Below are 23,166 nucleotides of genomic sequence, written 5' to 3'. Positions count from 1 at the left end.
GCTGGCCGGACAGCCGGGCCCGCCGGGCGCAGAGCCGGGCGTGCAGCGCCGCCGCGGCCGCCCGGGTGGCGGGCCGCTCCGCCGTCAGGGACTGGGCGTCGGCCAGCGCCGCCGTCCGGGCCGCGGGGCCGCCGAAGAGGTCGAAACGCAGCAGATGAATCTCACCGGACTCGATGGCGGCCGCGGCGGTCTGGTCCGGGGTGGCGGTGTGCCGGGCCGCGTCGGATGCGCATCTGGCGGCCCGCTCGACGCTCTCGCGCCGGCCGGTCCGCCGGGCGTGCTCGCGCCACAGGGCGGCGGCCCGCATCCAACTGTCGAACGGCCGGGCGCACGACACCCGTCCGGCGTCGACGGCCTCGCGCCGCGCCTCGGCCTCGACCAGGTCGGCGCCGATCAGCTCCAGCCAGCCCAGGTCGTCGCTCTCGCGCGCCTTCTCGAACAGCTTTCTCAGGTCCCGGCCGAATTCGAACATGGGGCTGACCCGCGCTCCGTCCCGCTTCGGGACTGACAGCCGTCCCTCTCGCACCCACTGCAAACGCAACGCCGTCCCGGAGGTTCGCCCCGGCGGCCGGCTTATCGCGCCGGGCGCCGATCGCCCCCCAACCCGCGAAATCCCCGATCACGAGAAAAGCCGGGACCGACTCGCCCGTCCCGGTCACAACCGCGCCCAGGCTTTGCCTTTGGGCGGTCTCGGGGGGTGTCATGGATATCGAAGAGCGGATCGAGGAACCGGAGAAACGGGTCTTCATGCGGATCGGCGAGACGGCCACGGGGGCGGCCGTGTCGCGACGGATCGCCGAGCTCGCCGCCGCCCGGCCCGAACTGGCCGGCTGGGACTGGATCCAGGATGTGCGCGAGAGCCGGGGCGCGGTCGACAACGACGACATCGCCGCCGTCGCCGAGGCCTTCGCCGTCGCGCCGCCCGGTCCCTGCTGGACCATCTTCGTCAGCCACGACCCGAACCTCGCCCTGTGGTGCAAGGTGATGGACGGCATGTTCCAGGGGCGTCTGCACCGGGCCGCGCCCACCCCCGAGGCCGCCCTGGCGCTGCTGGACTCGCTGCGGGCTACCCCCGCTCCTTCGTTTTCGTGAAGGCCACCTGCGGGAAGCGCTCCATCACATAGCCGGTTTCCCAGCTCGACTTGGCGAGGAAGACGGGGTCGTCGTCGATGTCGCGCGCCATCTGGCCGCGGTATTTGCCCATGAAGTCCTCAAGATCGGCCTTCGTCCCGCCGATCCAGCGAGCCTCGGCGAAGGGCGAGGGCTCGAAGATCACCTCCAGGCCGTATTCCTCGCCCAGCCGGTCGGCCATGACCTCGAACTGCAGCTGGCCGACGGCGCCGACGATGAAGTCGGAACCCATCTCGGGGCGGAACAGCTGGGTCACGCCCTCCTCGGCCAGCCCGTCCAGCGCCTTCTTCAGGTGTTTGGCCTTGAGCGGGTCCTTGACCCGCACGCGTTGCAGGATTTCCGGAGCGAAGTTCGGCAGGCCGGCGAAGCGCACCAGGCCGCTCTCCGACAGGCTGTCGCCGACGCGCAGGACGCCGTGGTTGGGAATGCCGATGACGTCGCCGGCGTAGGCGTCCTCGGCCAGTTCGCGGTCCGAAGCGAAGAACATGATCGGCGCGTTGACCGACAGCTGCTTGCCGGTGTTCTGCACCTTCAGCTTCATGCCGCGCTGGAACTTGCCCGAGGCCATGCGGAACATGGCGATGCGGTCGCGGTGGTTGGGGTCCATGTTGGCCTGGACCTTGAACACGAAGCCGGTGACCTCGGCGGCGCCCGGCTCGACGGTCGTCGCGACCGGCTCGGCGGCGTTGCGGGTTCCGGCGGGGGCGGCCTTGTGCGCCTTCATGACCTTGGGCGGCGGGGCCCATTCGCCGATCGCGGCCAGCAGTTCGTCGATGCCGAAATGGCGCAGGGCCGAACCCCACAGCACCGGCGTCATATGGCCCTCGAGGAAGGACTGGCGGTCGAACGCCGGATAGCCGCCCTCGACCAGCTCCTGCGCCTCGATCAGGGCCTCGTGCTCGCCCTCCTCGAAATATCGGCCGGCCTCGGCCAGCGGCAGGGCCTGTGGGTGCGGCACGTCCTCGGCCGAGCCGGCGGGCTTGCGGGCGTAGGGCTGGAAGCGGCCGGTGCCCATCTCGACCATGCCGCGCAGCCGGTTGCCGCTCTCGGCCGGCCACCAGATCGGGGCCGGGTCGAGCTGCAGCCGGCTGGCGATCTCGTCCAGCAGGGCCATCGGATCCTGGGCCTCGCGGTCCAGCTTGTTGATGAAGGTGATGATCGGGATGTCGCGCAGGCGGCAGACCTCGAACAGCTTCAGGGTCTGCGGCTCGATGCCCTTGGCGGCGTCCAGCACCATGATGGCGCAGTCGGCGGCGGTCAGGGTGCGGTAGGTGTCTTCCGAGAAGTCCTCGTGGCCGGGGGTGTCGAGCAGGTTGAACCTCTTGGCGTCGTGCTCGAACGTCATGACCGAGGCGCTGACCGAGATGCCGCGCTCCTTTTCGATCTTCATCCAGTCGGACTGGGTGCGCCGGTTCTCGCCCCGCGCCCGCACCGCCCCGGCCGCCCGGATGGCCCCGCCGGCCAGCAGGATATGCTCGGTCAGCGTTGTCTTGCCGGCGTCGGGATGCGCGATGATGGCGAAGGTCCTGCGGCGCAGGGCCTCCTGTTCGAGAGTGAGTTTCGACATGGTCTATCCGTTGGGCGGCGGGAGTTACCGCGTGCGCGGCCGGATGTCACCCGATGTGAATAACCCCTCGCCACGAAGGGCTATCGGAGTCATTGTCCTGTCAGGCGAGACGACCCGGTCACGCAATCGGGCGCCGCCTTTGGAAACGAAGGAAGCGGCCATGGCTCTCAACCAGCCCGTCGACCCCCCGCCCCATCATGACGGACCCCACCCGGCCCTCAGCCTGATCGTCGGCTTCGGCGTCATCGTCCTCGGCGCGACCCTGGTGCACGTGGTGTTCAACGTGCTGGTCTAGGGGGCGGGCGGCCCGGTGTCCTCGCCGGGGTTGGCCCCCTCAGGTTCCGCCTCACCCGGGTCGCTCGGGGCCGTCTCCAGCTCCGCCGGACTCAGCGGAGCTTGCCGGTTCTTCGCCCGTTCCATCATGGCGGCCGCCATTTCGGCGCCCCGACCGCCGTGCGCCGCATTGGCCAGCGGGCGCAGCAGGATCACGGCTTCTTCGTATTCCTCCGCCTGCATCAGCGCGTTGGCGAACCCCAGGCGTATGGCGGTAATCTGCGGGGCCAGCCGCGACGCCTGATCCCAGATCACGAGATCGTTCTCGGTCGGGTAGTCCGCCTCGACCGAGCGCGTCTCCGCCAGCAGATGCAGGGTGTAGTATTGCGCGGGGTCGGCGCGGTAGGCCCTCGCCAGATAGCCGCGGGCGCGCCGCATCAGCGCCAGCGTCTCTTCCGGCCGCTCCTCGGCCTGTCGCATGAACCGCGTCGCCATCAGCTGAAGGGCCTCGACGTTCTCCGGTTCGCGTTCCAGGAGGCGCGTAAGGATTTCCTCACCGGCCACCGGGTCGCCGAAATGCAGTTCGGCGTGCCCGAGCTGCAGCATGGCGAACGGATCGTCCGGATGGCGCGCGGCGAGCCGGCGCACCAGCGCCGCGGTCTCCTCCCGCTTGTCCTCTGCGACGCCGACCTTCAGCCGCTGGCCGAGAAGCAGCAGATCGTCCGCCGCCGCCGGAAGCCGCGTCACCGTGATCGGCGTTGGCGGGAAATCGGTGGTGTAGTGATGGATCGTGAGGCGCCGGTAACCGCGAAGCTCCCCGCGAATTTGGGCCATCGTCAGGCCAGTGGCCTTCTCCATGGCGGTGACGGAGTCCGCGCCGTTCTGAACATCATGGATGTAGGACGCCAACTGCTGACGCCGGGTATCGTCGCTCATGAACCAGTGGGTCAGCAGCCATGAGACCGGATAATAGCTGTCGCGATGGGCGCCTTGGCGCACCTCGCCGTACCGCTTGGTGATCAGGTCTTCGAGCGGAACCCAGCTGGTGCTGAACATTCCGCGGACGCGGTCTTCGTTGTAGCCGCCGATCTTGACCGTGGTCTCCGAGATGTCCGCGGTCATGAAATACTCGGCCAGACCCTCGATCAGCCACGCGGGATAGCCGGAGGTCGACCCCAGCTGCAGGCTGAAATGATGGAAATATTCGTGGAGCAGATAGTCTTGCTCCCGGTCCCGGATCGCGGCGGCGAAGATGTCCTCGCCGGCCGGGAAGTAGGTGCCGGCGACATACTGACCGGTATTCGGGTTGATCTGCACCAGGCCCGCCCGCCCGCCGACGAGATAGATGGGAAGCTTCCGTTCGGCCGTGGCCGCAGGCCGCCCCATCCGGGCGCGCAGGATATAATCGTAGATCTCGAGGTTGCGGACATACTCCCGCAGGGCGCCCTCGCTGCCTTGCGAGTAGACGATGAAGTTGGGGCTCTCGGCCCGCCGCCACTCGGCCCGCGCGGGGGCCGCCAGGCCGAACAGGGCGATGGCGAGGGCGGTCAGCCCTGTTCTGATGATGGCTGCGATCATGGGCGCTCCCCTTCGGGTTCGCCCTAAAGGTCCCGGCCCATGCTGTCCACGGTTGTGTGCCCGGTCGTCAGGCCGCGAGCCGCATCCACACGGCCTTGTCGGCGGCGACGGCGTCCAGCTTGCCTTTCGAGGCGCGGGTCTTCAGCTGGCGCATCACCGGGTCGGGCAGGGCGCAGAACTGGGGCTCGACCAGATCCGGGTCGCAGGCCGCCGCCGGCGCGGCGAACAGGGCGGCGTTGACGTCGGGCGAGCGGTCGTGGATCAGCCACGCCAGACGGCGCGCCCGCTCGGGATCATTGTGGTGCAGCATCGGGTCCTCGGCGAACAGCTCGCAGCCGAGCGCCAGCACATAGTCGAAGCCCAGCTTCTCGAACCGGCGCGCGTCGCCGGGCGTGACCGGGCAGGCCTCGTCCAGGTCGAACACCACGTCGTTCAGAAGAAAGAGCATTCGGCTCACCCACCATCACACCGGGCTCATTTCGACCCGTTACGCATGACCATAGGCGCCCACGCTTGCGGTTCCGTTCCCGAACGTCGTTAAGGATTTCGCACCGGCGGCGGCGGCGTTAACCCCGCGGTTTGATCTCGGGCCCGGCCACCTTCTCGGTGATGAAATGCCGCCCCTCCCGGTCTTCGATCTCGATAATCCAGAGGTCGGGATCGTAGCGGGTCTGGCGCTGCAGGTAGTCGTCGAGCTCGCTCTCCAACTCGCTTTCGACCGGCTGCATCCACAGGCGCTCGCCGTCGGGTCCGAACGCCTCACTATAGAGTCTGGCGCGGCGGTGGGTCGTGTCGAAGGCCTTGACGACGACCGTGCCGGCCCGCGCGTCCCCCTTGCGCGCCACGGTGGCGAAGGCGCCGCCCAGCTCGGCACGGCGGATCAGGGCGGAGACCCACAGGTCGGTGGAAAGAAGCAATTCGCTAACCCTGCTCGGAAACCGGACCGGAACGCGTCGTGCGTAGGGTGCGGCCCATGACGATAGGGCAGAACGCCACCGCCGCCAAAGCCGCCCTTCTCGCCGCCGCCGTGCTGGCGACGCCGGCGCAGGCGTGGGCGGGCGCCGCCGACACCTATTACGAGCGCGCCTTCGTGGTCGCCGCCGACGCCCGTTGCGGCCTGTTCGCGCCCCAGGTCGACGCCGCCCTGACCGCCGCCACCGCCCAGGCCCGGGGCGCCGCCCTGCGCGCGGGCGCCGCCGAGGCCGATCTCGACGCCGTCGCCGCCCGCGCCCGTTCGCGCGCCGGGGCGGTGTCCTGCCGCGATCCGCAACTGGCCACCGTGCGCGCCCGCGTGGATGGCGCCTTTTCCGGCTGGGCCCGCACGCCGCGCATGACCTTCGCCGGCGCGCGCCAGCACTGGTTCGCCGACCGGACCAAATGGACCCAGCCGGGCTGGCGGCTGAAACAGGCCTCGACCGTCGGCGCCTCGCCGGTCGCCTTCGGCTACGGCGGCGACCCCGACGCCTCGGCCCTGACGGCGGTGGTCTCCTTCGTCGGCCGTTCGCGCCCGACCTCCGCCCGGCTCGTCTTCCGCGACGAGGCCAGGGCGCCGCGGGCATGGCTGTCGGGCGGCGGTCTGGCCCCCGCCTCCTCGCGCGCCAGCGTCTGGGCCACAGGCGTCTCGGCCGCCGATCCGGCCCTGCTGGCCGAGGGACGCCGCGCCGGCGAGGCCTGGCGGTTCCCCGCCGCGGCCGCCGACCGTCTGGCGCGTCTCGACCCGCGCGAGACCTTCCTGGTCGAGTTTCATTTTCGCGACGGCAGCGTCGCCACGGCCCGTTTCGAGGCCGGCGATTTCGCCGCCGGCCGCGCTTTCATGGCCATGGGCGCGCCTGGAACTTCAGCCCCTTAACGGCTCGTTTACCACGTGCCCGGCATTTTCTGCCTGGCGGGCGTCGGTATGCACCCGTGAGTATTCGGGGCGGGACGCGTGGGCGGCTTCACGGCGGCGTTGCAAAGATTCGGGATTGGTCGCCTGACGGTGGTGCTGGGCGTCGCCGCCGGCGTCGCGGCGGTGCTGGTCGCCGTCATGCTGCGCATCGGCCAGGCCCCCGACGCCCTGCTGTATTCCAATCTCGATCTGCGCGAGGCGTCCGAGATCACCACGGCCCTGGACAGCGCCGGCATCAAATATTCCTCGAAGGGCGACGGCTCGACCATCTTCGTCAGCCGTGACCAGGTCGGAGAGGCGCGTCTGCTTGTCGCCGGCAAGGGTCTCGTGACCTCCGGCAGCGTCGGCTACGAGATCTTCGACAACCAGTCGGTGCTGGGCCAGACCGAGTTCCAGCAGAACCTCAACGAGAAGCGCGCCCTCGAGGGCGAGCTGGCCCGCACCATCATGAGCATGCGCGGCATCACCTCCGCCCGGGTGATGATCGCCCTGCCGTCGCGCCAGCTGTTCCAGACCGCCGCGGCGGACCCGACCGCCGCCGTGGTCGTCGGCGTCACCGGCGGAACCCTGACCGGCGCCCAGGTCCAGGCCATCCGCAACGTCGTCGCCTCCTCCGTGCCCAATCTGAAGCCGGAGAAGGTCACCCTGACCGACACCGCCAACCGCACCCTCGCCGCCGGCACGGACGGCGAAGGTTTCAGCGCCGCCTCGGCCGAGGAGGCCAAATCCTCCACCGAGGCCCAGCTGCAGGCGCGCATCAAGGACATCGTCGAGGGCGTCGTCGGCGTCGGCGCGGCCCGCGTCCAGGTCACCGCGGACATCGATCACAGCCGCTCGACCACCCAGGAGCAGCGCTTCGATCCGGACGGCCAGGTGGTGCGCTCGACCTCGACGAACGGCTCGGAGAGCGCCGACACGACCGGCGTCAACGACGGCGGCGCCACGGCCACCAACAACATCCCGGGCGGCGCCGATCCGGCTGCGACCCCGATCGGCTCGCGCGACACCCAGAACACCGAGACCACCAACTACGAGATCTCCAACACCACCACGACCACGGTGAAGGAAGCCGGCGAGGTCAAGAAACTGGCGGTGTCGGTCGCGGTGGACGGCCGCTGGACCCCCGCCGCCAATGGCCGCGGCGAGCCCACCTACGCCCCGCGTACGGCCGAGGAGATCGCCCAGATCCGCGCCCTGGTCGCCGCCGCCGTCGGCATCGACGAGGCCCGGGGCGACAAGATCGAGGTCCAGAACGTCCGTTTCGCCCGCGACGTCCCCGCGGCGGGCGGAGCCGAGGCCGGTTCGTCCCTGTTCGACTTCACCAAGAACGACCTGATGCGCGGCGTCGAACTGCTGGTTCTGCTGATCACCGGCGTGCTGCTGATCTTCTTCGTGCTGCGGCCGCTGCTGAAGAGCGCCACGGGCGGCGGCGCCCAGCCCCAGCTGGCCGGGCCGGGCGGCGTGCCGGTGACGCCGCTGCAGACCACCCTGATGGGCGGCGGCATGCAGATGGCCCAGATCACCGGCCCCAGCGGCCCCTCCGAGATGGAGCAGCGGCTCGACATCGCCCGCATCGAGGGCCAAGTGAAGGCCTCCTCGGTCAAGAAGGTCGCCGACTTCGTCGAGAAGCATCCTGACGAGTCGACCTCCATACTGCGCAGCTGGGTGCACGAAGGCTGATGGCGGCCCGGCTCGTCTCCAAGAAACCGGCCGTCGAGGACGTCAGGAAGCTGACCGGCCCGGAGAAGGCGGCCGTCATCCTGCTGTCCTTGGGCGAGGACCACACCCGCCTGTGGCAGAGCCTCGACGAGGACGAGATCAAGGAGATCTCGCAGGCCATGGCCTCGCTCGGCACCGTCTCGGCGGCGGTGGTCGAGGAACTGATGGTCGAGTTCGTCTCGGGCATGAGCGGCTCGGGCGCGGTGATGGGCAGCTACGAGCAGACCCAGCGCCTGCTGACCTCCTTCATGCCGGCCGAGCGGGTCGACGCCCTGATGGAGGAAATCCGCGGCCCCGCCGGTCGCACCATGTGGGACAAGCTCGGCAATGTGAACGAGGCGGTCCTCGCCAACTATCTGAAGAACGAATACCCGCAGACGGTCGCGGTGGTCCTGTCCAAGATCAAGCCGGACCATGCCGCCCGGGTGCTGACCAGCCTGCCCGAGGACTTCGCCCTGGAATGCGTCCAGCGCATGCTGCGCATGGAGCCGGTGCAGCGCGAAATCCTCGACAAGATCGAGCAGACCCTGCGCACCGAATTCATGTCCAACCTGGCCCGCACCTCGAAGCGCGACAGCCACGAGATGATGGCCGACATCTTCAACAGCTTCGACCGCCAGACCGAGGCCCGCTTCATCGGCGCGCTGGAAGAGCGCAACCGCGAGGCGGCCGAACGCATCCGGGCCCTGATGTTCGTGTTCGAGGACCTCGCCAAGCTGGACCCCGGCGGCATCCAGACCCTGCTGCGCGCGGTCGAGAAGGACTCGCTCGCCCTCGCCCTGAAGGGCGCTTCGGAATCCCTGCGCGAACTGTTCTTTTCCAACATGTCCGAGCGCGCCTCCAAGATCATGCGCGAGGACATGGAGTCGATGGGGCCGGTGCGCCTCAAGGACGTCGACCAGGCCCAGATGGCCATGGTTCAGGTCGCCAAGGACCTCGCCGCCAAGGGCGAGATCATGCTGGTCGGCCAGGGCAGCGACGACGAGCTGATCTACTGACATGACCGCCCGGCCCCTCAGCACCCCGTTCGCCTTCGACACCGAGTTCGACGCCTCGGGCATCGTCGTGCAGCCGTCGGCCTTCCGCCCGACCAAGCGCGCGTACTCGCCGCTCGAGGTCGACGCCCTGGTCGCCCAGGCCCGCACCGAGGCTCGCGACGCCGCCCTGGCCGAGATCGGGAGCGTGCAGGCCATGGCCCTGTCGACCATCGCCCAGACCCTGGCGGCCTCGATCCCGTCCCTGACGCAGGTGGCCCAGACGCATCGCGAACAGTCGGCCGAGCTGGCGCTCGCCGCCGCGCGCGTGGTCGCCGCCGCCGCGCTCGACCGCTTCCCCGCCGGCCCGTTGCAGGCCGCGCTGGAGGCGCTGGGACAGGAGATTGACGCCTCGCCGCGTCTGATCATCCGCACCGGCGACCTCGACGACGCCAACCGCGCCCACATCACCCGGCTGTGCGACGACGCCGGCTTCTCGGGCGTGGTCGCCTTCCGCGAGGAGCCCGGCCTGCCACCCGCCTCCTTCCAGCTGGAATGGGCCGACGGCCGCGCCGGGTTCGACGCCGAGGCCGCCTTCGTCCGCATCGGCGAGGCCCTGAGCTCGGCCCTCGCCGCCGAGGCGGGACACGCTGAAACCCTGACCCCCGACACCTCACTGGAAGGGAGGCCGTAATGGCGTCCGACACCATGGCCCTGGAGGAGTTCGCCGACTCCACCGCGATCACCGTCAACGACGAGGCGACCGACAAGACCGCCAGCGATCTGGCGCCGGTCTTCGACGTGCCGGTCAACATCTCGGCCGTGCTGGGCAAGGCCCATATGTCGGTGGCCCAGCTGCTCAAGCTGAACCGCGGCTCGGTGCTCGAGCTGGACCGCAAGGTCGGGGAAGCCATCGACATCTTCGTCAACAACCGGCTGGTCGCCCGCGGCGAGGTCGTCGTCGTCGAGGACCGTCTGGGCGTGACCATGACGGAAATCATCAAGACCGAGGACTCGGGCGCCTGAAGCGGCGACCGGCTGTAAGAGATTAGAGGAGAAGACCCATGCGGCTTCTGGTGGTTGGCAGGCTCAGCGGACAGCTGGCGACGGCGGTGAAGATGGCCATGGCGCACGGCGCCAAGGTCAGCCACGTCGAGCGCGGCGATCAGGCGACGGAACAGCTGCGGCGGGGGCAGGGGGCCGACCTGCTGATGGTCGACTACCGCGTCGACATCGCCGCCCTGATCGCCGCCAACGAGGCCGAGCGCATCCATGTGCCGGTGGTCGCCTGCGGCGTCGACGCCGACGCCGCCGACGCGGCCAACGCCATCCGCGCCGGCGCCAAGGAGTTCATCCCCCTGCCGCCCGAGGCCGATCTGATCGCCGCCGTGCTGTCGGCCGTCGCCGACGACGAGCGCCCGCTGATCTCGGCCGACCCGTCGATGAAGGCCGTCATCCAGCTGGCCGACCAGGTCGCCCGCTCGGAGGCCTCGATCCTGATCACCGGCGAAAGCGGCGTCGGCAAGGAGGTCATGGCCCGCTACCTGCACGCCGGGTCGAAGCGGTCAGAACGGCCCTTCATCAGCGTCAACTGCGCCGCCATCCCCGACAACCTGCTGGAATCCGAGCTGTTCGGCCACGAGAAGGGCGCCTTCACCGGGGCCATGGCCCGCCGCATCGGCAAGTTCGAGGAGGCCGACGGCGGCACCCTGCTGCTCGACGAAATCTCCGAGATGGACGTTCGCCTGCAGGCCAAGCTGCTGCGGGCCCTGCAGGAGCGGGTCATCGACCGCGTCGGCGGCACGAAGCCGGTGCCGGTCAATATCCGCATCATCGCCACCTCGAACCGCGACCTGGCCAAGTCGGTGGCCGAGGGGACGTTCCGGGAAGACCTGCTGTACCGCCTCAACGTGGTCAATCTGCGCCTTCCGGCCCTGCGCGAGCGGCCGGGCGACATCGCCGTGCTGGCCGACCACTTCGTGAAGAAATACGCCGCCGCCAACGGCGTGCCGGTGCGGCCGATCTCGGCCGAGGCGAAGCGGGCCCTGATCTCGCACCGCTGGAACGGCAACGTCCGCGAGCTGGAAAACGCCATGCACCGGGCCGTGCTGCTGGCGGTCGGACCTGAGATCGACGTCGAGGCCATCCGTCTGCCGGATGGCCAGCCGCTGGCCATGGGCAGCCACGGCGCCGCGCCCGACGCCGGGGTGGCCGGCCGCGCCGCCCATGTCGCCGATACGGTCACTCGAGCCCACGTCGGCCAGACGGTGGCGCAGATGGAGAAGACCCTGATCCTCGACACCCTGTCGCACTGCCTCGGCAACCGCACCCACGCGGCCAACATCCTCGGCATCTCGATCCGCACCCTGCGAAACAAGCTGAACGAATACGCCGACGAGGGGACCAGCATCCCGGCGCCGCAGTCGGGCGTCGCCGCCTCTGGCTACGCGGCGGCCTGATCATGACATTCCGCGCGGACCGCAGAAGCGTCCTGACCGGCCTCGGCGCGCTGGCGATGGCCGGATGCGCCCGCGCCGAGCCTGAGGCCGCCCCGCGACAGGCTGCGGGCCCCGAGGCCTTCGACCTGTCGGCCCTCGAACGCCGGAACGGCGGCCGGCTCGGCTTCGTCGCCCACGACACCGGCTCAGGCCGTCGCCTCGCCTGGCGGGGCGAAGAGCGGTTCGTCTACTGCTCGACCTTCAAGATGTATCTCGCCGCCGCCACTTTCCTGCGCGTGCAGGCCGGCGAGGAACGTCTCGACCGCATGATCCCGGTCACGGCCGCCGACATGGTCAACCACGCGCCGGTCACGGAGCCTGCGATCGGCGGTGCGCTCAGCGTCGAGGCGCTGATGAAGGGCACGGTCGAGGTCAGCGACAACCCCGCCGCCAATCTGCTGCTCAAGGCCCTGGGCGGCCTGGACGCGATGCGGGCCTTCTACCGCTCGCTCGGCGACGACAGCACCACGGTCGACCGCTTCGAACCGACGATGAACCGGCTGGACGGCGACAAGGACACCATCACGCCGCTGCGTTCGGCGGCCAATCTCCAGCGACTGCTGATCGACGCCGACACGCCGTTGTCGGCCGGTCACAAGGCGACGCTGTTGCGCTGGATGACCGACACTCCGACGGGCCAGGCCCGCATCAAGGCGGGCGTGCCGGCCGGCTGGACCGTGGCGCACAAGACCGGCACGGGCGGCTACGGGCCGACCAACGACATCGGCGTCCTCTATCCGCCGACCGGCGCTCCGGTGATCGTCGCCGCATACTATCACGCGGCGACCGCGGAACCGGCCGCCCGAAACGAGGCCGTCATCGCCGGGGCGACCCGTCAGGCCCTGACCGCCCTCGGCCACGCCGGATGACGGACGCCTCCGTCACCATGATGAAGGACGGGATGGCGCGCCCCAGCGGCCGCGACGTCCTCGGCTGGGTCGCCCGCGGCGAGGTCGGCCTCGCCGTCGGCGTCATCGGCGTCATCCTGCTGCTGATCCTGCCCATCCCCGCCTTCCTGATGGACATGCTGCTGGCGCTGTCGCTGGTCTCGAGCGTGCTGATCCTGATGACCGCGGTGATGATGAAGAAGCCGCTGGACTTCGCCATCTTCCCGACCGTCCTGCTGGTCTCGACCCTGTTCCGCCTCGGCCTGAACCTCGCCTCGACGCGGCTGGTGCTCAGCCACGGTCACGAGGGACCCGGCGGCGCCGGTCAGGTGATCCAGGCCTTTGGCAGCCTGATGATGGGCGGCAGTTTCATCATCGGCATCATCATCTTCGCCATCATCCTGGTGGTGAATTTCGTGGTCATCACCAAGGGCTCGACCCGCATCGCCGAGGTCAGCGCCCGCTTCACCCTGGACTCCATGCCGGGCAAGCAGATGGCCATCGACGCCGACCTGTCGTCGGGCCTGATCGACGAGGAGACGGCCAAGCGCCGGCGCAAGGAGCTGGAGCAGGAATCGACCTTCTTCGGGGCCATGGACGGCGCCTCGAAATTCGTCCGCGGCGATGCCGTCGCGGGCCTCATCATCGTCTTCATCAACGCCATCGGCGGCATACTGATCGGCGTCATCCAGCACCAGATGCCGATCGGCGAGGCGGCCGACTCCTACGTCGCCCTGACCATCGGCGATGGCCTGGTGACCCAGGTCCCGGCCATCATCATCTCCATCGCCGCCGGCTTCCTGGTGTCGAAGGCGGGCGTCGAGGGCACGGCCGACAAGGCGCTCGTCGCCCAGCTCGCCACCAATCCCGTCAGCCTCGGCGTCGTCTCCGGCGCCGCGGGCCTGATCGGCCTGATCCCCGGCATGCCGATCCTGCCGTTCGCGGCCCTGGCCATCGGCGCGGGCTTCATGGCCTGGCGCCTCGGCCGGCAGCGGCTCAAGCCCAAGCCCTCCGAGGCCGATCTCGCCGCCGCGGCGTCGAGCCCGAAGGAAGACGTCGAGGAACCCATCGGCACTGCCCTGACCATCGACGAGGTCAAGATCGAGCTGGGCTATTCCCTGCTGTCCCTGATCAACGATCTGGAAGGCCGGCGCCTGACCGACCAGGTCCGCGCCCTCCGCCGCTCGCTGGCGCAGGAGTACGGCTTCGTCATGCCGTCGGTGCGTATTCTCGACAACATGCGCCTCGGCACCCAGGGCTACGCCATCCGCATCAAGGAGATGGAGGCCGGCGCCGGCGAGGTCCGCCTCGGTTCGCTGATGGCCATGGACCCGGCCGGCCGCCAGGTCGAACTGCCCGGCGAGCACACGCGCGAGCCCGCCTTCGGCCTGCCCGCCACCTGGATCGACGAGAGCCTGCGCGAGGAGGCCACCTTCCGCGGCTACACCATCGTCGACCCGTCGACCGTGCTGACCACCCACCTCACCGAAATCCTCAAGGAGAACATGGCCGAGCTGCTCTCCTACGCCGAGGTGCAGAAGCTGCTGAAGGAGCTGGGCCCGGAAGAGAAGAAGCTGGTCGACGAACTGATCCCGTCGGTGGTCACCGTCACCACCCTGCAGCGCGTCCTCCAGTCCCTGCTGCGCGAGAAGGTCTCGATCCGCGACCTCGGCGCCATTCTCGAGGGCCTCGCCGAGGCGGCGCCGCACACCTCCAGCGTCACCACCCTGGTCGAGCACGTCCGCGCCCGTCTGGCCCGCCAGCTGTGCTGGCAGCACAAGGGCGACGACGGCGCCCTGCCGATCGTCACCCTGTCGCCGGACTGGGAGCAGGCCTTCGCCGAGGCCCTGGTCGGCACGGGCGAGGACAAACAGCTCGCCATGGCCCCGTCACGCCTGCAGGACTTCATCCGCGCCGTCCGCGACGTGTTCGAGCGCGCCGCCATGGCCGGCGAGACCGCGGTCCTGCTGACCGGCCCCCAGGTTCGACCCTACGTCCGCTCGATCATCGAACGCTTCCGCGGCCAGACCGTGGTGATGAGCCAGAACGAGGTCCATCCGAAGGCGCGGCTGCGGACCATCGGCACAGTCTGATTCGCCCTTCTCCCTCCGGGGAGAAGGACGTTATTGCTCCGTCCACCCGCCGGCCGAGGCCTCGCGCGCGACGTCGTTGGCGGGGCGGGCGATCAGGCCCGACTGGGTGATCCACACCTCGTAGCGGGCCCCGTCGGCCATCGGCATATAGGCCCCGCCGCCGTAGAGGGTGTCGACCGCGTCGATGTATTTCCGGTACTTCCGCGCCGTGTCCCAGGCGCTGACCTTCCACGGCATCCAGTCGGGGCCGGTGTCGCCCCCCGTCAGCGGATGCACGCTGCGGGCGCCGTTGATCTCCTGCTCGATCGAGCGGTAGCGGCCCGACAGCCTGTCCAGCCGGTACTGCGCATCCAGTCCCAGCACATTGGCCCAAGGCTTCCACTTCAGCACCTGGGCCTCGATGCGCCATTCGTCGCCGTGCAACGGATACAGATTGCTGACCGCCGGGGCGTTCTCGCCCCGCGCCGGCTGCATCACCGTGGCCTCGAAATACTGCGGCCCCAGCTGACGGGTCTCGATCGTCGCCACCGGGCGCTCGTAGGTCAGGCGCGAATAGGTCTGAACGTCCAGCCCCAGCAGGGCTGCGATCATGGCCGCGGCGATGAAGCCGGCCCCGCCCACGCCGCCCAGCAGGCCGCTGAACACCCGGCCCCTGAACAGGCCGCCCAGGCCCCGGAACAGCAGCACCAGCCCGATAAGGCCGACCAGCGCCGGCGCGATCCACCACCACCAAACCATGTCGTCACTCCCGCCCCATGAGATGATCTTTACCCTAAATGCGCGGAACTGTGGCGGTTTCCCTTCGCGCGCGACTGGACAGGGCAAAACGCGCCGCTAATGCTCGCGTCCGATGTTTTCGGCTGTCCGCCCGTCCCTGCCCGCCCTGATCCGGTTCGCGAGGACGCCGGGCATCGGCAGGTCGATCGTGGGGCTGCTGGCGGGCGCCATCCTGCTGCTGCTGATGGTCAACGCCGCCACCTTCGTCATGATCCAGCGGACGGCGGCCTTCAACGACCAGGTCGAACGCTCGCAGCAGGTCCGCCGCGCCGCCAGCGTCCTGCTGTTGTCGCTGGTCGACGCCGAGACGGGCCAGCGCGGCTTCCTGCTGTCCGGCCGCCCGGAATTCCTCGCCCCCTACACCCGGGCCGAAATCCTGGTCCCCGAGCAGATGCGGGAGCTTGAACAGCTGAGCGGCGGCGACCCCCAGCTGGATCCCCACGTCGCCACCATGCTGGAGGCCGCGAAGGACAAGCTGGCCGAGCTGCAGCGCCCGGTCGATCTGTCGCGCACCGGCCGCATCGTCGAGGCGGTCCAGCAGGTCCGCTCCGGCCAGGGCCAGACCCTGATGGAGACGATCCGCGCCCAGGTCGCCGCCATCGACGAGATCGAGAACGAGCGGTTCGCCGTCCGCACGCGACAATCCGAGCACGGCCTGATCCTTACGCTGTGGGCCAACGCCCTGGGCGGCTTGCTGGTGCTGGTGCTCGCCGGGATCATGGTCTGGCTGGTCCGCCGCTACGTCATCGAGATCCAGGACGCGCGCGACACGCTCGACCGCATGAACGCCGGGCTGGAAACCAAGGTGCGCGACCGCACCGCCCAGCTGACCCTCGCCCGCGATCGCGCCGAGGCCATGCTGCGCGAGGTCAACCACCGCGTCGGCAACTCGCTGCAGCTGGTGTCCAGCTTCATGTCCCTGCAGCTGCGCCATCTCGCCGACGAAGGCGCGCGCGCCGCGCTGCGGGAGTCGCAGGCCCGGATCGAGGCCGTGGCGCACGTCCACCGCCGCCTCTACACCTCGGAAGACATGACCTCGGTGGCCATGGACGAATATCTCGAGGGTCTGATCGCCGAGCTCGGCAAGTCGGTGGCGCCTGGAGCGGGCTCCCCGACCCTGACGCTCAAGGCCGCGCCGCTCGCCGTTTCGACCGACCAGGCGGTGTCGATCGGCGTGATCGTCGCCGAACTGGTCACCAACGCCGTCAAGTACGCCTACAAGCCGGGGCGGGGGGGCGAAATCCGCGTCATCCTCGAGCCCGACGGCCGTCCCGGCCGCGCCGTGCTGACGGTCGAGGACGACGGCCCCGGCCTCGGCGACGGGAAGCCGCGCGGCACCGGCCTGGGCGGCAAGATCATTTCGGCCATGGCGGCGGGCCTGCGTGCGGCGATCGAATACGATCCGGCGCACGCCGGCGTCCGCGCCCGCCTCGCCTTCGACCTCCAGCCGGTCGCGCGCTAGGGTTCCGCCATGCTCCAGTTCGGCGACCGCGATCCCGCCCTCGACTACCAGGCCCGGCCGACGGCCTTCGGCCTCGTCTTCCACGAGGGCAAACTGGCCTGTGTCCGTGTCGACCGCGGCGAGGCGAGCTACTACGACCTGCCCGGCGGCGCGATCGACGGCGACGAGACCGAGCCTCAGGCCCTGGTCCGGGAATTCGTCGAGGAGACCGGCATGGCGGTCCGGCCCTTGGCCCGCATCGCTGCGGCCGGGCAGTATTTCCGCAAGTCCGACGGCGCGGCGATCAACAATATCGGCGGCTTCTGGATCGCCGAGCAGCTGTCGCTCGACCCTTCCGCCAAGGTCGAGGCCGACCACGCACTGGTCTGGCTGCACCCCCACACCGCCCTCAACGAACTGCGCCACGACGCCCACGCCTGGGCGGTCGCGGTCTGGCTGCGGCGCAGGCCGTGAGCCTGACGGTCCGCCGCCTGACGCCGGACCTTTGGCCCGAGCTCGAGCGCCTGTTCGGCCCCCGCGGCGCCACCGCCGGCTGCTGGTGCCAATGGGTCCGGCTGGAGAAAGGCGAGCGGTTCGACGACATCAAGGGCGAGACGGCCCACGGCCGGTTGCGCGACGAAGTTTGCTCCGGCGACCGGCGCGGATTGATCGCCTTCGACGGCGACGAGCCCGTGGGCTGGGCCACCTACGGTCCGCGCCGCTACTTCTTCCGCATCGACCGCGCCCCGTCGCTCGCTGTGGACGACGCCGACCGCGTCTGGTCCATCCCCTGTTTCTTCGTCCGGGCCGGCCGGCGGGGGCAGGGGGTGGCGACGGCCCTGCTGGAGGTCGCGGTGGACGCCTGCCGTGATGCGGGCGCGGTGATCCTCGAGGGCTATCCGGTCGCCGCCGACAAGCCCCAGGCCGCCGCCTTCGTCTGGACCGGGACCGTGCCCCTGTTCGCCCGCGCCGGCTTCGTCCGCGTCGACGACAAGCCCTCCGGCAAGGTGCGGATGCGTCGAACCCTCTGACGCATCGAGGGAACGTCACGTGCGTCTGATGGTTGATTCCGCATGTGCGGCGTTCCTGCCGCCTGCTGTAAGGAGCTCAGACATGGCCGATCATGACCGCGTTGAAGGCGCCGCCCGCAACATGGGCGGCAAGGCCAAGGAAGCCGCAGGGCACGTCACCGGCGACGAGAAGCTGAAAGCCGAGGGCCGGGCTGACCAGATGTCCGGCAAGGTCCAGAACGCCGTCGGCGGTCTCAAGGACAGCCTGCGCGACGACCGCCGGCACTAGTCCCGACCCCCGCCTTCAAGCGCCGCGCCCCGCCCCGGGGCGCGGCGTTCGTGTATCCGCTAATCGTCGTCTCCGCCCAGCCGGATGCTCAGGCCTTCTTCGGCCGGCTTGCGGCCGTCCGCGGGACGGCATTCCTCGGTCCAGGCTACGCCGCCCTGAGGCTGCGCTCTCGGCCGCGTTTCGCACGCCTGTTCGACCAGCACGGCGCCCGCCGGACCCGACCGGCTTGGCGCGCCGCACTGCAGGGCGTAGCGGTCGCCGGCCGCCGCCTGACGGCATTGATCGGCCGCGTTCGTCGGCGCGAGGCCGGCGGGCAGGGCGGCGCCGAGATTGGCGGCGAGGGCGGCGCGCACCCGCGCCTGACAGGCTTCCATGGTCTCGGTGGCCGCCCGCAGCAACGGGCTGCACTCCGAGCGCTCGTAGCCATAGGGATCGGCGCGGGCCCAGTCGGGCAGGGTCGGCGCAACGGCCGGGACCACCGAGGCGGCAGGTTCTGGCGGCGCGGGCGTCTGCCACACCACCTGGCCGGTGGCGGCCTGTTGCAGGATGACGGCGGCGGCGACGACGGCGAGCATGGCGATCCTCCGGTGCGACCGGGCCAGACTAGCCTATTTGGCGAGCGCCCGCATCGCCTTGTCCAGCCCTTCCAGCGTCAGCGGATACATCCGCTCGTCGACCAGTTCGCGGATCATCCCGACGGAGGCCGAATAGCTCCAGTAGCGCTCGGGCGACGGGTTCAGCCACGCGACCTTGTCCCACTGCTGCGTCGCCCGCTTCAGCCACACCGCTCCGGCCTCCTCGTTCCAGTGCTCGACGGAGCCGCCGGGCATGGTCACCTCATAGGGGCTCATGGTCGCGTCGCCGACGAAGATGGCCCGCCAGTCGGCCGGGTATTTGTGCAGTAGCTCCCAGGTCGGGATTTTCTCCGTGTGCCGGCGCCGGTTGTCCTTCCACACCACCTCGTAGAGGCAGTTGTGGAAGTAGAAGAACTCCAGGTGCCTGAACTCGGTCTTCGCAGCCGAGAACAGCTCCTCGCACATCTTCACATGGGCATCCATCGACCCGCCGATGTCGAGGAACAGCAGCACCTTGATCGTGTTGCGCCGCTCGGGCCGCATATGGATGTCCAGCCAGCCCTGCCGCGCCGTGCCGTCGATGGTGGCGTCCATGTCCAGTTCGTCGGGCATGCCCTGCCGCGCGAACCGGCGCAGCCGCCGCAGGGCCACCTTGATGTTGCGTGTGCCCAGCTCGACCTGGTCGTCGAGGTTCCGGTACTCGCGCTTCTCCCACACCTTGACCGCGCGCCCCTGTCGCCCCGGTCCGCCGATGCGCACGCCCTCGGGGTTGTAGCCGCCGTGACCGAAAGGGCTCGTCCCGCCGGTGCCGATCCACTTGTTGCCGCCCTCGTGCCGACCCGTCTGCTCCTCGAGACGCTGCCTCAGCGTCTCCATCAGCTTGTCGAACCCGCCCAGCGCCTCGATCTGCGCCTTCTCTTCGTCGGTGAGGAATTTTTCCGTCAGCAGCCGCAGCCAGTCCTCGGGAATGTCGGTGGCCAAATCCTCGCCCGCCCCGACCGTCTCGACCCCCGCGAAGACCTTGCCGAACACCTGGTCGAAGCGGTCGTAATGTTTCTCGTCCTTGACCAGCACCGCCCGCGACAGGTGGTAGAAGTCGTCGACCTTCCCGCCGGCCACGCCCTTGTCCATGGCCTCCATCAGATGGAGCCATTCCTTCATCGACACGGGCACTTTCGCGTCGCGCAGGGCGGTGAAGAAGGGGAGGAGCATGGGCGGATCGTATCAGGCCTTCTCAAGCAGCCCAATCAGCTGTTCCGCATCCTCGGGTGCGGCGCTTTTGATGTCGTTGTCGAAGTAGACGAACACCTCGCGGTCCTTGCGCCACGCTTCGATCGTCCTGGCCCAGTCCTTGAGGGTCGCCTCGCCATACCGGCCATGATAGCGCCCGCCCGGCCCGTGGCCGCGCAGATAGACGAAGTCCGCCGTGACCTCCCACGGAGCCGGCGCGTCGTGGTGGTCCGACAGGCACAGGGCGACATTGCGCTTGCGGAGCATCTCCAGAACCACGTCCGCATACCAGCCGGGATGGCGGAACTCGACGCTGTAGCGATGGCCGCCCGGCAAGGCGTCCAGGAAACTCTCCAGCCGCTCGTCGTTGCGGTGCAGGTTGGGCGGCAGCTGGAAAAGGATCGGCCCGACCTTGTCGCCGAGACCCTGAATCCGGCTGAACATCCAGGCCAGCGGCTCGGTCGGATCCTTCAGCTTCTTGTTATGGGTGATGAAGCGCGAGGCCTTCCAGGCGAACAGGAAGCCGTCCGGCGTCTGCGCTCGCCAGCCGGCCACGGCCGCGTCCGTCGGCATGCGATAGAAACTGGCGTTGATCTCCAGCGTGCGGAACCGGCGCGAGATATACTCCAGCCGTCCGGCCGCCTTGACCGTCTCCGGATAGAACGGCCCGTTCCAGTCCTTGTAGGCCCAGCCCGAGGTGCCGATCCGAATGTCGCGCATGCAGCCGAAGCGCGGGTTCGGCCTCAGGGGTTCCGGGCGGACCCGTCTTCTCGGGCCATCAGCGCGCCCTCGAACAAGACCCCGGCGTACAGGCTGACGCCCGCCGCATCCTCGAAGGGACCGGTGGCGCGGGCCTTGAAGCCCCAGCCGTCGCGATGGGTGATGAGGGCCAGGGTCAACTTCTCCCCGTCGTCCGTCCTGATCCGGTAGGCGGCGGCCAGGGTCGGGTCCCGCCCTTCCATGCTCAGCGTCGCCAGCGATCCGTCGTAGGGCTTGGCGTCGGGCCACCGGTTCTCGATCGCGTTGCGGGCGTCCGCGAGCGCCTCCGCCTCGGTCGGCATAGGGCGATACCGTGTCGCATACAGCGTCAGGTCGATGTCGAGATCCTCGTCGCGGGAGATGCAGCCCACGTCCTCGCCCCGCGGGACACCGTCGTCCTGCGCCGGGAAGATGTAGATCCGGTCCTCGGGGCCGCCATCGAACAGGCAGGTCATGCCGCTGCCGACGTGAGTGACCCGGGCCAGTGCGCTGTCGGTCGAATTGACGAAGATGCCGTTCGCCCCGGCGGACTGGATGATCCGGTCGGCGATCGCCTTCGCGGAGGCGATTTCCGCGGCCGTCGCCGGCTTCGGCTCCTGCGCAAGCGTGGCGGTAGCCGAGACCAGCGCCGCGGCCAGAACCAGTTTTCCGATCATCGCACGCCCTCTCTCAACGTGACGATGTAGGCACGCCCGCGCTTTCCCGTCTATCCCCGCCGCAGGATGAACTCGTCGTCCAGCCAGCGTCCGACGGGATACTGGTATTCCCCGGCCTTCTCGAACCCGTAGGCGGCATACAGCTTCTGCGCCTTCAGGTTTCCGCTCCAGACGCCGATCCACAGTGGTCCGTCGCTGTGCGCCTCCATCCACTCCAGCGCCACGGCCAGCAGCTTCGTGCCGAGCCCCAGCCCCTGCGCCGACTTCGACACATACAGCCGCCGCAGCTCCGCATGGCTCGGCCGGGCGTCGGGATGGGGCAGGGTGTTCGGCCCGGTGTTGGCGAAGGCCAGCAGTTCTCCGTTCGCCGCTTCCGCCACCCACCACGCCGCGCCGGGCTCCCTCAGCTTCGCGCGGATCGCCTCCGGGCTGAAGCTGGCGTCGAGAAACGCCGTCAGATCGTCGGCCGGATAGGGGATGCCGAACCCCGCCACGAAGGTGTCGACGAAGGTCTGGCGTCCCAGCTCGCCCAGGGCGGCGGCGTCGGCGTCCACGGCGGGACGGATCAAGGGCTCGGTCATGATCGGCGCCTACAGCCTCGATCCGGGCGCGACAAGTGCGGCGTGGGCGCATATTCTCGGCGCGTGAGCGTCGCCCTCTTCACCCATCCCGACATGATCGAGCACCGGCCCGGCGCCGGTCATCCCGAGCGGCCGGAACGGCTGCGGGCCGTGCTCGACGCGCTGGATGACGCCCGCCTGTCGCGCGACCGCCGCGGCGCGACCGAGGCCTCGATCGCCGACCTCGAGCGCCTGCACCCCGTCGCCTATGTCGCCAACCTGCTGAACGCCTCGCCGGCCGACGGGCTGAACGCGCTCGACGCCGACACCATCCTGTCGCCCGGCAGCATCCGCGCCGCCCGCCTCGCCGCCGGCGCCGTGACCGACGCCGTCCGCGCCGTCGCCCGGGGCGAGACCGCCCGCGCCTTCGCCGCCGTCCGCCCGCCCGGCCACCACGCCGAGCCCGACCGGGCCATGGGCTTCTGCCTGTTCTCCAACGTCGCCATCGCCGCCCGCGTGGCCCAGTCGGAGGGCCTGGCCCGCGTCGCGGTGGTCGATTTCGACGTCCACCACGGCAACGGCACCCAGGCCGCCTTCGAGGCCGACGACAGCCTGTTCCTCGGCTCCATCCACCAGATGCCGCTCTATCCCGGCTCGGGCGCGGCGTCCGAGACCGGCGTCGGCAACATCGTCAACGCCCCCGTGCCGCCCCACGCCGCCCGCGAGGCGTGGCGCGCGACCTTCTCCGGCGCCCTGATGCCGGCGCTGGAAGCCTTCCGTCCCGACCTGGTCCTGGTCTCGGCCGGCTTCGACGCCCACCGCCGCGATCCGCTCGCCCACCAGAGCCTCGAGGCCGAGGATTTCGCCTGGGCCACCCGCGCCGTGGTCGAGGTCGCGCGATCGTGCTGCGGCGGCAAGGTTGTTTCCTCGCTCGAGGGCGGTTACGACCTAGAAGGGCTCGGCCGTTCGGCGGTCGCCCATGTCCAGGCTTTGGGGGAGGACTAGGGGGCCGGATCGCAAAATGCTTTTCCGCCCGTCGCTCATGTCAGCTCCTGCCCGCGAACCCTTGCCCGATCACCCCGCCCCGGCGCCGCTGCCCCGGCCGGCGGCGCTCGTCGCCGTCCGCCCGGGCGCCATCATCCTGGCCCGGCACGGCGAACCGGCCTTGTCGCGTAAATGCCTGCTCACCTCCGACCAGTACCGCGACTGGTGGGCGAAATACGAGGTCGGCGGCCTGCGGGCCGGTCAGACCCCGCCGCCC

25 protein-coding genes and 2 pseudogenes are annotated in these 23,166 nt (G+C 69.8%); 16 read left to right on the top strand and 11 right to left on the bottom strand.

The annotated features are described in order from the left end of the window. Window positions 1-472 (bottom strand): annotated as a pseudogene (locus tag VGD32_RS03295) (hypothetical protein); the annotation flags it as partial. A gap of 230 nt (window positions 473-702) precedes the next feature. On the opposite strand from VGD32_RS03295, the gene VGD32_RS03290 reads away from it, so the two are divergent. Then, the gene (locus VGD32_RS03290) at window positions 703-1,092 is read left to right on the top strand and encodes a hypothetical protein (protein ID WP_331030475.1); all 390 of its coding nucleotides are present in this window, start codon (window positions 703-705) and stop codon (window positions 1,090-1,092) included. On the opposite strand, the gene VGD32_RS03285 is transcribed toward VGD32_RS03290, so the two are convergent. Continuing rightward, a complete protein-coding gene (locus VGD32_RS03285) occupies window positions 1,067-2,698 on the bottom strand; it encodes a peptide chain release factor 3 (RefSeq protein ID WP_331030474.1) in 1,632 nt (543 codons plus the stop codon). The two genes, VGD32_RS03290 and VGD32_RS03285, sit on opposite strands and share 26 nt — an antisense overlap. A gap of 160 nt (window positions 2,699-2,858) precedes the next feature. On the opposite strand from VGD32_RS03285, the gene VGD32_RS03280 reads away from it, so the two are divergent. Beyond that, on the top strand, window positions 2,859-2,993 hold the full coding sequence (locus tag VGD32_RS03280) for a hypothetical protein (RefSeq protein ID WP_331030473.1): 135 nt from the start codon (window positions 2,859-2,861) through the stop codon (window positions 2,991-2,993). On the opposite strand, the gene VGD32_RS03275 is transcribed toward VGD32_RS03280, so the two are convergent. The 3 genes from VGD32_RS03275 to VGD32_RS03265 all read right to left on the bottom strand — a co-directional run bounded on the left by VGD32_RS03275 (window position 2,990) and on the right by VGD32_RS03265 (window position 5,466). Next, complete coding sequence (locus tag VGD32_RS03275; RefSeq protein ID WP_331030472.1) at window positions 2,990-4,549, bottom strand: DUF1570 domain-containing protein; 1,560 nt, start codon at window positions 4,547-4,549, stop codon at window positions 2,990-2,992. The genes VGD32_RS03280 and VGD32_RS03275 overlap by 4 nt on opposite strands. A 67-nt stretch (window positions 4,550-4,616) precedes the next feature. Beyond that, window positions 4,617-4,997: a hypothetical protein gene (locus VGD32_RS03270; protein WP_331030471.1), complete on the bottom strand. Its 381-nt coding sequence runs from the start codon at window positions 4,995-4,997 to the stop codon at window positions 4,617-4,619. A gap of 118 nt (window positions 4,998-5,115) precedes the next feature. Further along, window positions 5,116-5,466 (bottom strand): DUF1491 family protein, encoded by a 351-nt coding sequence (locus VGD32_RS03265; RefSeq protein WP_331030470.1) that lies wholly within the window; start codon window positions 5,464-5,466, stop codon window positions 5,116-5,118. Window positions 5,467-5,522: 56 nt separating this feature from the next. Between VGD32_RS03265 and VGD32_RS03260 the strand changes: the two genes are divergently transcribed. The 8 genes from VGD32_RS03260 (at window position 5,523) to flhA (ending at window position 14,608) form a co-directional block, all read left to right on the top strand. Further along, window positions 5,523-6,398: a hypothetical protein gene (locus VGD32_RS03260; protein ID WP_331030469.1), complete on the top strand. Its 876-nt coding sequence runs from the start codon at window positions 5,523-5,525 to the stop codon at window positions 6,396-6,398. Window positions 6,399-6,476: 78 nt separating this feature from the next. Then, complete coding sequence (gene fliF / locus VGD32_RS03255) at window positions 6,477-8,117, top strand: flagellar basal-body MS-ring/collar protein FliF (RefSeq protein WP_331030468.1); 1,641 nt, start codon at window positions 6,477-6,479, stop codon at window positions 8,115-8,117. After that, complete coding sequence (fliG, locus tag VGD32_RS03250) at window positions 8,117-9,154, top strand: flagellar motor switch protein FliG (RefSeq protein ID WP_331030467.1); 1,038 nt, start codon at window positions 8,117-8,119, stop codon at window positions 9,152-9,154. Before fliF ends, fliG begins: the two co-directional genes overlap by 1 nt. Window position 9,155: 1 nt before the next feature. Further along, window positions 9,156-9,824, top strand: a complete 669-nt coding sequence (locus VGD32_RS03245) for a flagellar assembly protein FlbE (RefSeq protein WP_331030466.1) — start codon at window positions 9,156-9,158, stop codon at window positions 9,822-9,824. Continuing rightward, window positions 9,824-10,156, top strand: a complete 333-nt coding sequence (fliN, locus tag VGD32_RS03240; RefSeq protein ID WP_168045029.1) for a flagellar motor switch protein FliN — start codon at window positions 9,824-9,826, stop codon at window positions 10,154-10,156. The genes VGD32_RS03245 and fliN overlap by 1 nt, the downstream gene beginning before the upstream one ends. A 38-nt stretch (window positions 10,157-10,194) precedes the next feature. After that, window positions 10,195-11,589 (top strand): sigma-54 dependent transcriptional regulator, encoded by a 1,395-nt coding sequence (locus VGD32_RS03235; protein WP_331030465.1) that lies wholly within the window; start codon window positions 10,195-10,197, stop codon window positions 11,587-11,589. Window positions 11,590-11,591: 2 nt separating this feature from the next. Then, complete coding sequence (gene bla, locus VGD32_RS03230; protein WP_331030464.1) at window positions 11,592-12,497, top strand: class A beta-lactamase; 906 nt, start codon at window positions 11,592-11,594, stop codon at window positions 12,495-12,497. 17 nt (window positions 12,498-12,514) lie between these two features. Beyond that, window positions 12,515-14,608, top strand: a complete 2,094-nt coding sequence (gene flhA / locus VGD32_RS03225) for a flagellar biosynthesis protein FlhA (RefSeq protein WP_331030476.1) — start codon at window positions 12,515-12,517, stop codon at window positions 14,606-14,608. 30 nt (window positions 14,609-14,638) lie between these two features. On the opposite strand, the gene VGD32_RS03220 is transcribed toward flhA, so the two are convergent. Continuing rightward, window positions 14,639-15,346, bottom strand: a complete 708-nt coding sequence (locus VGD32_RS03220; protein ID WP_331030463.1) for a hypothetical protein — start codon at window positions 15,344-15,346, stop codon at window positions 14,639-14,641. A gap of 112 nt (window positions 15,347-15,458) precedes the next feature. On the opposite strand from VGD32_RS03220, the gene VGD32_RS03215 reads away from it, so the two are divergent. From VGD32_RS03215 to VGD32_RS03200, 4 genes are all read left to right on the top strand, one after another. Beyond that, entirely contained in the window at window positions 15,459-16,847 is a 1,389-nt protein-coding gene (locus VGD32_RS03215) for a sensor histidine kinase (protein ID WP_331030462.1), read from the top strand. A 9-nt stretch (window positions 16,848-16,856) separates the two neighbouring features. After that, on the top strand, window positions 16,857-17,300 hold the full coding sequence (locus tag VGD32_RS03210) for an NUDIX domain-containing protein (protein WP_331030461.1): 444 nt from the start codon (window positions 16,857-16,859) through the stop codon (window positions 17,298-17,300). Beyond that, window positions 17,297-17,857 (top strand): GNAT family N-acetyltransferase, encoded by a 561-nt coding sequence (locus VGD32_RS03205; RefSeq protein WP_331030460.1) that lies wholly within the window; start codon window positions 17,297-17,299, stop codon window positions 17,855-17,857. The genes VGD32_RS03210 and VGD32_RS03205 overlap by 4 nt, the downstream gene beginning before the upstream one ends. A gap of 82 nt (window positions 17,858-17,939) precedes the next feature. Then, the gene (locus VGD32_RS03200) at window positions 17,940-18,125 is read left to right on the top strand and encodes a CsbD family protein (RefSeq protein ID WP_331030459.1); all 186 of its coding nucleotides are present in this window, start codon (window positions 17,940-17,942) and stop codon (window positions 18,123-18,125) included. 59 nt (window positions 18,126-18,184) lie between these two features. On the opposite strand, the gene VGD32_RS03195 is transcribed toward VGD32_RS03200, so the two are convergent. Genes VGD32_RS03195 through VGD32_RS03175 form a run of 5 tightly spaced genes read right to left on the bottom strand, consistent with a single transcriptional unit; the run spans window position 18,185 to window position 21,926 of the window. Continuing rightward, window positions 18,185-18,700 (bottom strand): hypothetical protein, encoded by a 516-nt coding sequence (locus tag VGD32_RS03195; protein ID WP_331030458.1) that lies wholly within the window; start codon window positions 18,698-18,700, stop codon window positions 18,185-18,187. A 33-nt stretch (window positions 18,701-18,733) separates the two neighbouring features. Continuing rightward, on the bottom strand, window positions 18,734-19,912 hold the full coding sequence (locus VGD32_RS03190; protein WP_331030457.1) for a VWA domain-containing protein: 1,179 nt from the start codon (window positions 19,910-19,912) through the stop codon (window positions 18,734-18,736). Between the two features lie 12 nt (window positions 19,913-19,924). Continuing rightward, window positions 19,925-20,650: a DUF72 domain-containing protein gene (locus tag VGD32_RS03185; RefSeq protein WP_331030456.1), complete on the bottom strand. Its 726-nt coding sequence runs from the start codon at window positions 20,648-20,650 to the stop codon at window positions 19,925-19,927. 23 nt (window positions 20,651-20,673) lie between these two features. Then, the gene (locus tag VGD32_RS03180) at window positions 20,674-21,345 is read right to left on the bottom strand and encodes a hypothetical protein (protein ID WP_331030455.1); all 672 of its coding nucleotides are present in this window, start codon (window positions 21,343-21,345) and stop codon (window positions 20,674-20,676) included. A gap of 50 nt (window positions 21,346-21,395) precedes the next feature. Further along, window positions 21,396-21,926, bottom strand: coding sequence for a GNAT family N-acetyltransferase (locus VGD32_RS03175; protein ID WP_331030454.1), 531 nt, complete (start codon window positions 21,924-21,926; stop codon window positions 21,396-21,398). A gap of 63 nt (window positions 21,927-21,989) precedes the next feature. Between VGD32_RS03175 and VGD32_RS03170 the strand changes: the two genes are divergently transcribed. Next, entirely contained in the window at window positions 21,990-22,910 is a 921-nt protein-coding gene (locus tag VGD32_RS03170; RefSeq protein WP_331030453.1) for a histone deacetylase family protein, read from the top strand. A gap of 37 nt (window positions 22,911-22,947) precedes the next feature. Then, window positions 22,948-23,166, top strand: a pseudogene (locus VGD32_RS03165) (histidine phosphatase family protein); the annotation flags it as partial.

The organism is Brevundimonas sp. (genome assembly GCF_036402095.1).
In the GTDB taxonomy this organism is placed as follows: Bacteria; Pseudomonadota; Alphaproteobacteria; order Caulobacterales; family Caulobacteraceae; genus Brevundimonas.
The sequence above is the reverse complement of the archived record's forward strand: the minus strand, read 5'-3'. Positions and strand labels throughout refer to the sequence as shown.

Excerpts from the sequence above, each read along its gene's own strand:
- VGD32_RS03290 (WP_331030475.1), top strand. The coding sequence starts at position 703 with ATGGATATCGAAGAGCGGATCGAGGAACCGGAGAAACGGGTCTTCATG.
- VGD32_RS03285 (WP_331030474.1), bottom strand. The coding sequence starts at position 2,698 with ATGTCGAAACTCACTCTCGAACAGGAGGCCCTGCGCCGCAGGACCTTC.
- VGD32_RS03280 (WP_331030473.1), top strand. The coding sequence starts at position 2,859 with ATGGCTCTCAACCAGCCCGTCGACCCCCCGCCCCATCATGACGGACCC.
- VGD32_RS03275 (WP_331030472.1), bottom strand. The coding sequence starts at position 4,549 with ATGATCGCAGCCATCATCAGAACAGGGCTGACCGCCCTCGCCATCGCC.
- VGD32_RS03270 (WP_331030471.1), bottom strand. The coding sequence starts at position 4,997 with ATGCTCTTTCTTCTGAACGACGTGGTGTTCGACCTGGACGAGGCCTGC.
- VGD32_RS03260 (WP_331030469.1), top strand. The coding sequence starts at position 5,523 with ATGACGATAGGGCAGAACGCCACCGCCGCCAAAGCCGCCCTTCTCGCC.
- fliG (WP_331030467.1), top strand. The coding sequence starts at position 8,117 with ATGGCGGCCCGGCTCGTCTCCAAGAAACCGGCCGTCGAGGACGTCAGG.
- VGD32_RS03245 (WP_331030466.1), top strand. The coding sequence starts at position 9,156 with ATGACCGCCCGGCCCCTCAGCACCCCGTTCGCCTTCGACACCGAGTTC.
- fliN (WP_168045029.1), top strand. The coding sequence starts at position 9,824 with ATGGCGTCCGACACCATGGCCCTGGAGGAGTTCGCCGACTCCACCGCG.
- VGD32_RS03235 (WP_331030465.1), top strand. The coding sequence starts at position 10,195 with ATGCGGCTTCTGGTGGTTGGCAGGCTCAGCGGACAGCTGGCGACGGCG.
- bla (WP_331030464.1), top strand. The coding sequence starts at position 11,592 with ATGACATTCCGCGCGGACCGCAGAAGCGTCCTGACCGGCCTCGGCGCG.
- flhA (WP_331030476.1), top strand. The coding sequence starts at position 12,515 with ATGATGAAGGACGGGATGGCGCGCCCCAGCGGCCGCGACGTCCTCGGC.
- VGD32_RS03220 (WP_331030463.1), bottom strand. The coding sequence starts at position 15,346 with ATGGTTTGGTGGTGGTGGATCGCGCCGGCGCTGGTCGGCCTTATCGGG.
- VGD32_RS03215 (WP_331030462.1), top strand. The coding sequence starts at position 15,459 with ATGTTTTCGGCTGTCCGCCCGTCCCTGCCCGCCCTGATCCGGTTCGCG.
- VGD32_RS03210 (WP_331030461.1), top strand. The coding sequence starts at position 16,857 with ATGCTCCAGTTCGGCGACCGCGATCCCGCCCTCGACTACCAGGCCCGG.
- VGD32_RS03200 (WP_331030459.1), top strand. The coding sequence starts at position 17,940 with ATGGCCGATCATGACCGCGTTGAAGGCGCCGCCCGCAACATGGGCGGC.
- VGD32_RS03195 (WP_331030458.1), bottom strand. The coding sequence starts at position 18,700 with ATGCTCGCCGTCGTCGCCGCCGCCGTCATCCTGCAACAGGCCGCCACC.
- VGD32_RS03190 (WP_331030457.1), bottom strand. The coding sequence starts at position 19,912 with ATGCTCCTCCCCTTCTTCACCGCCCTGCGCGACGCGAAAGTGCCCGTG.
- VGD32_RS03185 (WP_331030456.1), bottom strand. The coding sequence starts at position 20,650 with ATGCGCGACATTCGGATCGGCACCTCGGGCTGGGCCTACAAGGACTGG.
- VGD32_RS03180 (WP_331030455.1), bottom strand. The coding sequence starts at position 21,345 with ATGATCGGAAAACTGGTTCTGGCCGCGGCGCTGGTCTCGGCTACCGCC.
- VGD32_RS03175 (WP_331030454.1), bottom strand. The coding sequence starts at position 21,926 with ATGACCGAGCCCTTGATCCGTCCCGCCGTGGACGCCGACGCCGCCGCC.